The organism is Bacteroides zhangwenhongii, from assembly GCF_009193325.2.
GTDB classification, from domain to species: Bacteria; Bacteroidota; Bacteroidia; order Bacteroidales; family Bacteroidaceae; genus Bacteroides; species Bacteroides zhangwenhongii.
This window is the reverse complement of record NZ_CP059856.1, coordinates 1,500,463-1,512,829: the sequence shown is the minus strand read 5'-3', so window position 1 is coordinate 1,512,829 and position 12,367 is coordinate 1,500,463. Positions and strand designations below refer to the sequence as shown.

The window sequence follows — 12,367 nt, the reverse complement described above, 5'->3', positions numbered from 1 at the left end:
TGCTTTTGTATAAGTTTGTTAACTTTTATTTCCCTATGCTTATTAAAAGTGGTTAAAAACAAATGGCTATATGAAATACATCATCTATATTTTTCTCTTTTTTCCTATTTTGGTCACTGCACAAACATACAAATATATAGGGATAGAAGATGGTTTGAGCAATCGAAGAATATTCAGCATACAAAAAGACTCTGAAGGATATATGTGGTTTCTTACCAATGAAGGTATGGATCGTTACAATGGCAAGGATATCAAACATTATAAACTGAATAAAGATGACAAGACTCTGGAATCTCCTATTCATTTAGGGTGGATATATACCAATCCCCATATAGGGACATGGGTGATTGGCAAACAAGGACGCATCTTTCAATATGAAAGGAAATATGATGATTTCAAGCTGGTATATAAGTTGCCGAATAGTCTGGAAACCATTAGTTACGGCTATATGGACCGGAATAATAATATTTGGTTATGCCGTAAACACTCCATATTACTGTATAACACAGAAAATGCTCAGATACTTCAATCTACCAATATTCTACACAGCAACATCACTGCAATCGAACAAGTGGACGATCATCATTTTTTTATATCAACGGAGACTGGTGTTCGATATCTTAAATTGGAAAATGGTACTTTGAAAATTATTCCTACCGAAACATTGGATTATTTCCATGTGCAGGTAAACGCATTATATTACCATCAAGCATCAAAACGACTGCTTATCGGTTCGTTTGAGAGAGGCCTATTTGTATATGATATGAATAACCGGGAAATAATAAGGCCCGAAGTTGATTTAAGTGATGTAAGTATTACCTGCATGGCACCATTGGATGAATCACAGTTATTGATATCAACTGAAGGGATGGGAGTCTATAAGATTAATATAAATACCTGCCAGATGGAGCAATACATTATAGCCAACTATCAAAGCTATAATGAAATGAATGGTAATAATATTAATAATGTTTTTGTCGATGAAGAAAAGAGAATCTGGCTTTCCAACTACCCTACCGGAATCACTGTTATAGATTATCGGTATGAGAATTATCATTGGATGAAACATTCAATGGGTAATAAACAATCATTAATCAATGATCAGGTGCATGCGGTAATTGAGGATAGCGATGGAGACTTATGGTTTGGAACCAGCAATGGAATTAGTTTATACCACTCCTCCACAGGACAATGGCATTCATTCCTAAGTTCTTTTGACCGTCAATTAAAAGATAAAAATCATATCTTTATTACTTTGTGTGAGGTTTCTCCCGGCATTATCTGGGCAGGAGGCTATACTTCGGGAATTTATAAAATAAACAAGCATAAGTTGTCCGTTGAATATTTCTCTCCATACCTGCTTACTTCCGTTAATATGCGCCCCGATAAATATATCCGTGATATGATAAAAGACTCGAAAGGAAATATATGGTCCGGGGGATATTATAATCTAAAGTGCTTTGATTTAGAAACGAATGAGGTACGCCTATATCCGGGAGTGTCATCTATCACTTCAATTGTTGAATATGACAAAGACCATATGTGGATTGGAACAGCCTCCGGATTATACTTATTGGATAGAAACTCCGGTAAATATCAATATGTTGGATCAGAGTTGGAAGGTGTATATATCAATTCACTTTACCAGGCAAATAATGGATTGCTATATATTGGTACGAATGGAGCAGGAGTATTTGTATACAATATACAGAAACAGTCTTTTGAGCACTATTATACAGACAATTCCGCATTAGTTTCCAATCGGATTTTTACAATTTTACCTGAAGTGGACGGTCGTATTATGATGAGTACGGAAAATGGTATTACTTGTTTCTTTGCAAAAGAGAAACATTTTCATAACTGGACTAGAGGAGAAGGATTATTACCTGCCTATTTTAATGCTTCTTCGGGTACATTACGTATGAATAAAAGTTTTGTATTTGGTAGTACGGACGGGGCTATTGAAGTTCCGGAGAATGTAAAGTTCCCTTCTTATAAATTTTCCAGAATGATATTCAGTGATTTTCATGTATCTTATCAGCCTGTTTATCCGGACGGCAAAGACTCTCCTTTAAAAGAATGTATAGACGAAACAGGTGTGTTGAAACTGAAACATGACCAAAATACCTTTTCTCTCAAAGTTTCCACTATCAATTATGATTCTCCGGGTAATGTACTTTATTCCTGGAAATTGGAAGGTTTCTATGAAAAATGGACACTGCCGGGAGAGAATAGCCTGATACGTTTCACCAATCTGCCTCCGGGAAAATATACTTTACACGTACGCGCTATATCCAGAGAAGAGCATGATGTTATTTTTGAAGAACGTACAATGAAAGTCATTATCGCACACCCTTTTTGGTTGAGTTGGTGGGCTATCCTATGTTATGTACTATTGGTTATTTGGGGATTCTCTTTTATTTTACGTGTGATAAATCTCAGGAAACAAAAGAACATATCAGATGAGAAAACCCAATTTTTTATTAATACAGCTCACGATATACGGACTCCACTTACTATGATAAAAGCGCCTTTGGAAGAACTTCTAGACGAAGAACCGCTTACTGACACCGGAATAACCCGTACAAAGGCTGCATTAAGGAATGTAGACTCCCTTTTGCGATTGGCGACTAATCTTATCAACTTTGAACGTGCTGACATATATTCTTCCGAGTTGAGCATCTCAGAATATGAATTGAACACATATTTGAAGGATGTATGCAGTAGTTTCTCTTCGTATGCTACTATCAAACATATAGATTTTACTTATAAGAGTAATTTCAACTACTTGAATGTATGGTTTGATAAAGAGAAAATGGATTCTATTCTGAAAAATATTATATCGAATTCATTGAAATATACAGCAGAAAATGGCAAGGTCAGTGTCTCTGTCTCTGATATGAATGATTTTTGGAAGGTGGTTATTAGTGATACAGGTATCGGTATTCCTGCCTCTGAACAACGGAAGTTGTTCAAACTTCATTTCCGTGCCAGTAATGCCATCAATTCTAAAGTCACGGGCAGTGGCATAGGACTAATGTTGGTTGGAAAGTTGGTTCGTCTGCACAAGGGTAAGATTCAGATTAAAAGTGTGGAACATCAAGGGACGACTGTTCAAATTATATTTCCCAAAAACAATAAGAGTACTCAGGAGGCAACTTCGGCTTCCTCCCCTAAGATTCAGCTACAAACACCGGAACTAACAGTTCCGAATGTTTTTTCAAATGTAGCAAATACAGAAGTTGTCACAGTCAAGAAAGAAATGCAACGTATCCTTATTGTAGAAGATAATGATGAATTACGTTCTTACTTGGTTAGTCTGCTTTCTCCCCAATATTATGTGCAAGCCTGTTGTAATGGCAGGGAGGCTTTAGTGATAGTAAAAGAATTCTGGCCGGAACTTATTCTTTCCGATGTTATGATGCCTGAAATGCAAGGAGATGAACTCTGTGCTGCTATTAAGAAGGATGTTGAAACCTCACACATTCCGGTATTATTACTTACAGCTTTGGGGGATGAGAAAAATATTCTTGATGGACTCGCAATCGGTGCAGATGAATATATCGTCAAACCCTTCAGTGTGAAGTTATTGAAGGCAAGTATTGCCAACCTTTTGTCCAACCGTGCTTTATTGCGTCAGCGGTATGCTAATCTTGAAATAGACTCCGAGCCTGTACCATCAGCAAATGGAATGAATAGTCTCGACTGGAAATTCATATCGGAGGTCAAGAAAAATATTGAAAAGAATATCGATAATACTGATTTTTGCGTTGACAAGCTTTGTGAATTGCAGGGAGTGAGCCGTACTAGTTTATATAGTAAATTGAAAGCGTTGACCGGACAATCTCCGACAGCATTAATTCGGGTGACTCGCTTAAAATATGCAGCGCGATTATTAAAAGAAGGTAAACATAATATCGGAGAAATAGCAGATATGAGTGGTTTCTCGGAAACAAAGTATTTTCGGGAAGTATTTAAAAAATATTATCGAATGAGTCCTAGCACGTACGCTAAAGAAGGAAAAAGCCTCTCCCCTGTTGTTGTAGTAGAAGATGAACCCGAAGAGGAAGAGGCGACCGATTGATTTATTTGCGAATCAGATACTTGATGAATGTATAGCCTCCTAATACTTGCAGGCACATCCCGGGAACTCCGATACGGAAATCTTGAATAGCACTGTAAAAATTACCATTATATATCCATTCTCCTAAAGTACCTACGGCCTGATAAATAAATACTACACCAATCAATACCGGGATGGAAATACGTCCGAAACGTTGTGCAGCCCAACCGGCAGTTATGGCAAGCAGTATGGATTTCAGTAAAATTGCGGGTAATACTGCAGGAGCGGGCATACCGAAAAATAAGGAATTGATAATAGGTGAAAGGATAGCTGTCAATAAGCCGACTTTCCATCCGTACTTATAAGCTCCAATCAGTGTGAAGAAATAGATTGGTAGCCAGATTATTCCTCCTTGAGGCATGAGATGGAATAATTGGGGGAAAAGAATATTACCAACGATGAATAACAAGGCTGCCCAATAGGTTTTCACATCGTTGTAATTTAGTGAATAGAACTTTACAGTAGTTGTTTCCATGTTTATTGTTTTTTTTAAGTGCAAATTACTCTTTTATTTTTTACTTCTGATTCTTTCGAGGAAATCACCAATTAGCGGTAGTATCTCCTCTACTGATTCCACTTCGCTGCACATTGTCTCTACAGGACATCCTCCTGTATGGTTACGATTCCAGATAAAAGGTACTTTCTCTGTAAAACCAACTTTTATATCTGATTTCTGAAGTAACTCTAGAGCTTTGGTACTGATAATATCGGTATATAATTCTTTGATACCTCCCAGAATCATCAGGGCGGCAGCTCCCTTTCCGACCACCTTATCAGCAATCAAGGCTCCTTTAAGAAACTCCGGTTCCCGGGTCAGTAAATCATAGATATCAGCCACACCGCGTTGAGTGAAAGTACGGATCTCTCCTTTGTTGGCAATGGTACAGGAATATTCTCCCGTATGTAGTAAATTGATTAATTCTTCCATCTTTTCTTTTATAAAGTACCCTGTTTCAATTGTTCTACGAACTGATCTATCCGATGCAGCTCTTTCGGAATATTAATGTTCTGCGGACAGTGTGCCACACACTGGTTACAACCGATGCAATGGCTTGCCTGACGAAGTTTGGGCACGCTACGGTCATATCCGACTAGAAAAGCGCGCCGGGCTTTTGCATAATTCTCATCCTGCCCGTTCCTGGGGACATTCCCTTCATTGACGCAACGGTTGTAATGTAACAACACAGCAGGTATATCCAATCCATACGGACATGGCATACAATATTTGCAGTCGTTGCAAGGGATCGTTGGATATTTCAACATTAATTGTGCCGTTTCTTCGAGAAACTCTTTTTCTTCATCTGTCAACGGTTCCAAAGGAGAATAAGTGCGGAGATTATCTTGCAGATGCTCCATATAAGTCATACCACTTAATACAGTCAGAATGTCCGGAAATGAACCGGCAAAACGGAAAGCCCAGGAAGCGACACTGCTTTCTGGACGGCGTTGTTTGAGCCGTGCCACCAGATTGTCGTTCAATTTAGACAAACGACCTCCTAAAAGCGGTTCCATGATGATAGATGGAATTCCTCGTTTATGCAATTCTCCATACAGATATTCAGCATCCGTATTCCGGGTATTGGTTTCTTTTGCATGTTTCCAGTCTACATAGTTCAACTGTATCTGCACAAAATCCCATTTGAATTCATCGTGCCGTGAAAGCAGGTAGTCATATACTTCGATATCCCCATGATAGGAGAATCCCAGATTGCGGATACGGCCTGCCTCCCGCTCTTTCACCAGAAAGTCAAGCATTCCGTTATCCAGGTAGCGTCCTTTAAGGGCTTCCATTCCTCCCATTCCGATGCCATGAAGCAGCATATAATCAATGTAATCTACCTGCAGGTCCGCAAATGATTTGTGGTACATCTTGAGCGATGCTTCACGAGACCATGTATCGGGAGAGAAATTGGATAACTTGGTGGCGATATAATATTTGTCACGGGGATGACGGCTCAATGCAATACCCGTTGCCTTTTCGGAAAAGCCCTGTACGTATGCCGGAGATGTGTCGAAATAGTTTACTCCGTGAGCGATTGCATAATCAATCAGTCCATTCACGGCATCCTGGTCGATTACTTCACCATTACCGTTGGGAGCAGGTTTGAGAGGCCAACGCATACAACCATATCCCAAGAGTGAAACACGGTCACCGGTAGTCGGAGACGTGCGGTAAGTCATTTTATCGGTAGGCACCTCTCCTTCTCCTGTTGCGCTGCTTGAAGAGGAAGTTCCTTTTGAAGAGCATCCGTATAATAGCCCTGTTGACGTGGCTGCACTAATACCTACAATCTTAATGAAATCTCTTCTATTTATATCTTTCTTATTTTTATCTTCCATAATCTTATACTGATTTAGATCAAATAATTCTATGCATCTGATGTCCTGTCACATAAATAGCGCTGAAAGGACGGGACGGACAAAGGTTCTCACACGCCCCACAACCGATACATTTTTCTACATTTACTACCGGAATCTTTGGAGAATCTGTTTTTTCAGGATCGGAAGCTACCATTTGTATGGCACCTGTCGGACAATGGCGGGCACAGTTGCCACATTCCATTCCATCTGTCAAAGGTACACAGTTCTCTTTAATCCATACGGCATGTCCGATCTGAATAGCTGATTTCTCGGCAAGACTGGTGAGATGAATAGCACCGGCAGGACAAACTTCCGAACATTTTGTACATTCGGGACGGCAATATCCACGTTCGTATGACATTTCCGGTTGCATCAATGTCAATAGGTTGTCCGATGGGCGCAATACCTGGTTGGGACAAACAGAGACACATAATTGGCAGGCTGTGCAATGTTGAGTGAAATTGCGTGCGCTGAATGCACCGGGAGGATAGATAGGATTTTCTCTTTGGGGAATCTTTTTATCTTCGATAGTAGCCAATCCTCCATCTACTTTTTTCTCTTGTGCTTTCAGTACAGAAGTTGTTGCAAAAATGGCCGATGCTGAAAGGAAGCTACGACGGGCATTGTCTACCTGTTCAGTAGTGACAGACTTTGCTTTCGTATCTTCGCTCGTAGCTGTTTCGTTCTTAGGTTTCCGTCTTGTGTATGTAATGGCTCCATGCTTACACTTTCCGATACAATCCATACAAGTTACACAACGGCTATAATCTATTTCATGAGCTTTCGGGTTAATACACGATGCTTTGCAATTGCGGGCACACAAACCACAACTATTGCATTTGGAAGTATCAATTACCGGTTTGAATATCGCATATTTGGATATAAACCCTAATACAGTACCTACGGGGCAGATCGTATTACAATAGGTTCGTCCGTTGCGCCACGCCAGAATGAAAAGAACAACAAGGGTAACAATGGCAATCAGCATCGTCGAAAGACTCTTTATCCATACATCTACCTCATAAAAAGCATAACTATCCACTCGTTCGGCGAAGTACGCCAACAGGTTGTTTCCCCATTGCCAGACCGGTGCAAAAAGACTGGAAGCTATCCGACCATAAGCACTATACGGTGCCAGCAAGATAGCCAAAGAGTTCAATCCTGCAACCATCATGATAATGAATACTCCTAAAACGCCATACCGCAACCATTTCATTGCTGGTGAATAACGGAACCGATTTTTCTTTTGTTTGCCGGATACCCACGAAACAATGTCCTGAAACACTCCCAACGGACAAATAACAGAGCAGTAGATACGTCCGAACAGGAATGTAAGTACAACTAAAAACAATACGATACCTATGTTCAAGGCTAATAAAGCCGGCAGAAATTGAATTTTCGCCAACCATCCGAACCATGTGTGCAATGTACCCGTGAAGTCGAGAAAGAGCAGGGTAATAAGTGTAAAGCACACAATGGCGGTTGTAAGTCTGATAGTACGTAGCATAAACTAATTAATTTTCAATTTATAGTAGTTAGATCTAAATGTCAATGTCCTACATCGTCAGAATTGAACTTGATGATGTTTTAACTTTGCAAAGTTAATCAAGGAAATTTATTTTTCAACTATATATATTACAGATTATTATACCCGAATTACTGAAAGTGCTTGTTTAAACGAAAATATACCAACTATGAAAAGCTCATTGGGGCATTAGGAAAAGTAAGTGCCACTCTTGTTTTTTACTATTTAATTTCGTATATTTAAAGTTCCTCATCTTTCTGAAAATAAATAGTCATCTTGCAGAATGACAAATGTCCCGTTGTAACGTGCCATTTATCACCCTATAAGGTGACCATTGTCACGTTATAACGGGACTACTACCCGATTGCATAAAAGGTTACTATTTCTGTGCTAAAATGAAGAAGTCTCTAATGATTTTATAATATCTTTGTAGCAAATTAAAAATGATATATCATGATTAAAAACATTGTATTTGATTTTGGCGGTGTGATTGTGGATATTGATCGCGACAAAGCGGTTCAGGCATTTATCAAACTGGGACTGGCAGATGCCGACACCCGTCTGGATAAATATCACCAGACCGGCATCTTTCAAGAACTGGAAGAAGGTAAGCTAAGTGCGGATGAGTTTCGGAAACAACTGGGGAATTTATGTGGCCGTTCATTGACGATGGAGGAAACCAAACAGGCATGGCTGGGCTTTTTCAATGAAGTGAATCTAAATAAACTCGATTATATATTAGAATTGAGAAAATCATATCATGTGTATATTTTAAGTAATACTAATCCTTTTGTTATGTCATGGGCATGCAGCCCTGATTTCTCATCAAGGAAAAAGCCGTTGAATGATTACTGTGATAAACTATATCTGTCTTATCAGGTCGGTCACACAAAACCTGCACCGGAAATATTCGATTATATGGTGAATGATTGCAATATCATTCCTTCTGAAACTTTATTTGTAGATGACGGCGCCTCGAATATCCAAATCGGTAAAGAACTGGGATTTGAAACTTTCCAGCCGAAGAATGGTGAAGATTGGCGGGAGAAAATGACTGTTATCCTGAAGAAATGATAATTGAGCAGTTAGTACCATACTGCAAATAAAAAAATATGCAACCACAAGTCATACTTATCACCGGAGCATCTTCCGGGTTTGGAAAGATTACCGCTCAAATGTTATCAGCACAAGGGCACATCGTTTATGGAACAAGTCGGAAACTTTCCGAAGACATGAATGAGGTGAAAATGCTGGTTGTCGATGTTACCAATTCACTTTCTATCCGTCAAGCTGTTGATAGGATTCTATCGGAACAGGGACGGATTGACGTATTGATTAATAATGCCGGGATGGGTATTGGCGGTGCATTGGAACTTGCTACGGAAGAGGAAGTAAACATACAGATGAATACCAATTTCTTTGGTGTAGTGAATATGTGCCGGGAGGTATTGCCTGTCATGCGTAAAAAGCGAAAAGGGAAGATCATCAATATCAGCTCTATTGGTGGTGTAATGGGCATCCCTTATCAGGGATTTTATTCTGCTTCCAAATTTGCGGTGGAAGGATATAGCGAAGCATTGGCTTTAGAGGTCCATCCGTTCAATATAAAGGTTTGCGTGGTAGAACCGGGAGACTTCAACACCGGATTTACTGATAATCGGAATATCTCTGAACAGACAAGACTGGATACCGATTATGGAGAAAGCTTCCGGAAATCATTGGAGATCATAGAAAAAGAGGAACGTAATGGATGCCATCCACGAAAGTTGGCTGCTGCAATCTGTAAAATAGTGGAGCATACAAACCCTCCTTTCCGAACGAAAGTAGGTCCCTGGATACAGGTGTTGTTTGCAAAGAGTAAAAGGTGGTTGCCTGATGCGGTGATGCAGTATGCTCTGCGGATATTCTACGCAATTAAGTAAATGTGATATAATGCAAAAAGTCTTTCATAGCCATTAAAGCTAGAAAGACTTTTTTGATTTGAATATCTTCTATGTGTTCCGGATCAATTCTTCGGAACTAATTCTAAAAACATGGTAGTAGTCAGCAACACAGCCAGTCCGACGCAAACGCTTATTAATAGCCAATTGATATATTTGGCTTTCGGCTTGGTGTCGGCATGCAGATTGTTCAGGAAATATTCTCTGAAGAAAAGGTACAATCCGGGAATTGTGGCACTTGCCAACAAGAAATCTTCCGGAATCTGGAAGAAATAAGTTTTGGATAATCCGATCAATGACCAATGACAAAGAAAAAGGACCAGAAACATATTCACTTTGTGAGCAAACAGTAATAATAGCCCAATGGTAAACACAACCACAGAACAAGGCATTACCGGAGAAGTCATTTCCGGAAAGGAAAGTCCGCGCGCTAATGATACTAAAGGATATATGAATGGCATTGCCAACAAGACATAGGACAGGATGTCGTATTTGTGGGTACGTTCGAAAGTCGTGTATCCCGTAATCGCATCCCATATCCAAATAATAGCCATTACTCCCCAGAACATAGCCATCACTCCATTGTAACTACGTTCTTCGCAATAGACATAATAGTAGATTACCGAAATCCATGTATAAAGTCCTATCATATAAAACTTCATCGCCATCTTCACCCATGTGCGCGGTTTACTGATAAGCAATCCGGTCAATGCAATACCAATCAGAATGATGACTGTCTGTAAAAGCCAAGTTGCTGAATTATAATATGCAATTGTTCTCCAAAAAATCTCCATAAAAGTAGTTTTAATGTCTTGTTAATGAAAAAGCTCTATGTGGGAATAGGAACATCGGGAAAGTGGCTCCTACTGCCAACATAAAAATAACCGTGCTTGCTACCAGGCTGTTGGAGAAGAACATTGACATGAACTTATCCAGATTTTCCGGGTCATTCACGTTCTGCAAACACATGATAAGTGAAAATACCATGTTGTATGCAAATTTGCCCGGAATCATCGGAAGCAGAGCCGGAATATAAAGTACTGTCATCGGGCAATATACTTTTTTCCCTAACCATAAACTACCAAAACCGATTACTAAGCCGGCAAATAAAGAAGCTGTAGCAATATCTACCCCTAAATAAGTCATCAGACAAAAACGGCAAGCGTGTCCCAATGCCGCCAATAAGGCAATCATCTTAAATGCCCGCAAAGGAGGATCGGAAATCGCACCAAATCCTATACCTGCCACTGCTGCAAAAAATCCGTCAGTAAGAATGTCGAGTGCTATCATATTAAATTAAACTGTTTTTTACCATTAGTAATGTGAAAGAAAGTCCGATAGCAATGCTGACAATCAGCAAGGAGGCTTCTGTCAGACGGGCAAATCCGGTCAGTACATATCCTTCGACTATGTCAATCACTCCATTAATCAAAGGAACACCGGGAACAAGATAAAGTACACTGGTAGCCATTGCTATCTCTGAAGTTGTATCGAAAATCAAAGCTGTAGAAGCGCAAAGGGAAGCAACAAAAGCTGAAACGATAAAAACAATGTAATGATTCAGCTTTTTCTTTTGCATCTGCTGTTTCAGATAAAATCCTGTGATGGTAGCAGAAAAGACAATTCCCATAGATATTAAATCGCCACCGAACAATTTGCAGAATGATGCATTGGCGAATCCGACTAACAATAAGACGAAGAGAGGATGTATCATCGGGGCGGAAACGATTTTCTTGTATTTGGCTGTCAGTTCCTCCAATGACAGATGATTGTCTACCGCTTCCCAACTTAATGCGCTTAACTCAGAGTTGTGTTCAAAACTAATGGGATGTGCGGGGATATCGATAACTTCATTACAAGCTTCGTTCGTCTCTTTATCTACAATTGTCAGAATGATGTTTTTATGAAATACGCCTAACTTTACATCTAGTCCGAAAGCTTCTCCAATACGTTTGGAATTGCGCACTACCCGCGAAGTATGTACTCCTGCGCCCATTAAATGGGCCGAATATTCTGCTATAAATTTACCTATCGATAATAAAGATTCGCTTGTCTTCATGAATGTGATATTTTTAATTGGGCGCAAAAGTACAAAAAAAATAGCAACTACCTAACCTAATTATAAAATACCCGAAAAATCTTTTATACTACTAACAATCCTATCTTTTAATTCTTTGCTTTCAGCCATTGTAAAATCACAGGCAACATCTGTCGGAGCCATTAATACTGCCTTGGCTTCTTCCGCATCTGCCAGTTCATCCGGATGTTCCTTGAAATAAGCCTCCCATTTGGAGACTGACTGCGGAACCACCCCCAGCACATAGTTGATAAAGTCATCATCCGTCAAAAAATCTTTTACCTTAGAATACATATCACATCCTTTTTAAGCGTTTACGTAAATAGGACGGTGTTATCCTG

The 12,367-nt window shown here is 39.6% G+C and carries 11 protein-coding genes; 3 read left to right on the top strand and 8 right to left on the bottom strand.

Annotated elements, in window-relative coordinates; genetic code table 11:
• The first annotated feature begins 70 nt into the window (after positions 1 to 70).
• A complete protein-coding gene (locus GD630_RS05945) occupies positions 71 to 4,084 on the top strand; it encodes a hybrid sensor histidine kinase/response regulator transcription factor (protein WP_143865997.1) in 4,014 nt (1,337 codons plus the stop codon).
• A gap of 1 nt (position 4,085) precedes the next feature.
• Here the strand turns inward: GD630_RS05945 and GD630_RS05940 are convergent, their stop codons facing one another.
• Genes GD630_RS05940 through GD630_RS05925 form a run of 4 tightly spaced genes read right to left on the bottom strand, consistent with a single transcriptional unit; the run spans position 4,086 to position 7,991 of the window.
• Complete coding sequence (locus GD630_RS05940; RefSeq protein ID WP_143865995.1) at positions 4,086 to 4,598, bottom strand: ECF transporter S component; 513 nt, start codon at positions 4,596 to 4,598, stop codon at positions 4,086 to 4,088.
• A 33-nt stretch (positions 4,599 to 4,631) separates the two neighbouring features.
• Positions 4,632 to 5,051 carry a DUF1893 domain-containing protein gene (locus GD630_RS05935; protein ID WP_143865993.1) on the bottom strand — a complete coding sequence of 140 codons (420 nt, stop codon included), beginning with the start codon at positions 5,049 to 5,051 and terminating at the stop codon, positions 4,632 to 4,634.
• Between the two features lie 8 nt (positions 5,052 to 5,059).
• Complete coding sequence (locus GD630_RS05930) at positions 5,060 to 6,463, bottom strand: aldo/keto reductase (protein WP_143865991.1); 1,404 nt, start codon at positions 6,461 to 6,463, stop codon at positions 5,060 to 5,062.
• Between the two features lie 19 nt (positions 6,464 to 6,482).
• On the bottom strand, positions 6,483 to 7,991 hold the full coding sequence (locus tag GD630_RS05925; RefSeq protein WP_143865989.1) for a 4Fe-4S binding protein: 1,509 nt from the start codon (positions 7,989 to 7,991) through the stop codon (positions 6,483 to 6,485).
• Positions 7,992 to 8,462: 471 nt separating this feature from the next.
• Between GD630_RS05925 and GD630_RS05920 the strand changes: the two genes are divergently transcribed.
• Both GD630_RS05920 and kdsR read left to right on the top strand, forming a co-directional pair.
• A complete protein-coding gene (locus tag GD630_RS05920; protein WP_143865987.1) occupies positions 8,463 to 9,083 on the top strand; it encodes an HAD family hydrolase in 621 nt (206 codons plus the stop codon).
• Between the two features lie 38 nt (positions 9,084 to 9,121).
• The gene (kdsR, locus tag GD630_RS05915; RefSeq protein WP_143865985.1) at positions 9,122 to 9,931 is read left to right on the top strand and encodes a 3-ketodihydrosphingosine reductase; all 810 of its coding nucleotides are present in this window, start codon (positions 9,122 to 9,124) and stop codon (positions 9,929 to 9,931) included.
• An 83-nt stretch (positions 9,932 to 10,014) separates the two neighbouring features.
• On the opposite strand, the gene GD630_RS05910 is transcribed toward kdsR, so the two are convergent.
• The 4 genes from GD630_RS05910 to GD630_RS05895 are packed head-to-tail and all read right to left on the bottom strand — an operon-like array spanning position 10,015 to position 12,320.
• On the bottom strand, positions 10,015 to 10,743 hold the full coding sequence (locus tag GD630_RS05910) for a DUF6064 family protein (protein WP_007760310.1): 729 nt from the start codon (positions 10,741 to 10,743) through the stop codon (positions 10,015 to 10,017).
• 10 nt (positions 10,744 to 10,753) lie between these two features.
• On the bottom strand, positions 10,754 to 11,239 hold the full coding sequence (locus GD630_RS05905; protein WP_007760308.1) for a threonine/serine exporter family protein: 486 nt from the start codon (positions 11,237 to 11,239) through the stop codon (positions 10,754 to 10,756).
• Position 11,240: 1 nt separating this feature from the next.
• The gene (locus GD630_RS05900; RefSeq protein WP_007752854.1) at positions 11,241 to 12,008 is read right to left on the bottom strand and encodes a threonine/serine exporter family protein; all 768 of its coding nucleotides are present in this window, start codon (positions 12,006 to 12,008) and stop codon (positions 11,241 to 11,243) included.
• Positions 12,009 to 12,068: 60 nt separating this feature from the next.
• Positions 12,069 to 12,320 carry a hypothetical protein gene (locus GD630_RS05895; protein WP_143865983.1) on the bottom strand — a complete coding sequence of 84 codons (252 nt, stop codon included), beginning with the start codon at positions 12,318 to 12,320 and terminating at the stop codon, positions 12,069 to 12,071.
• Between the last annotated feature and the right edge of the window lie 47 nt (positions 12,321 to 12,367).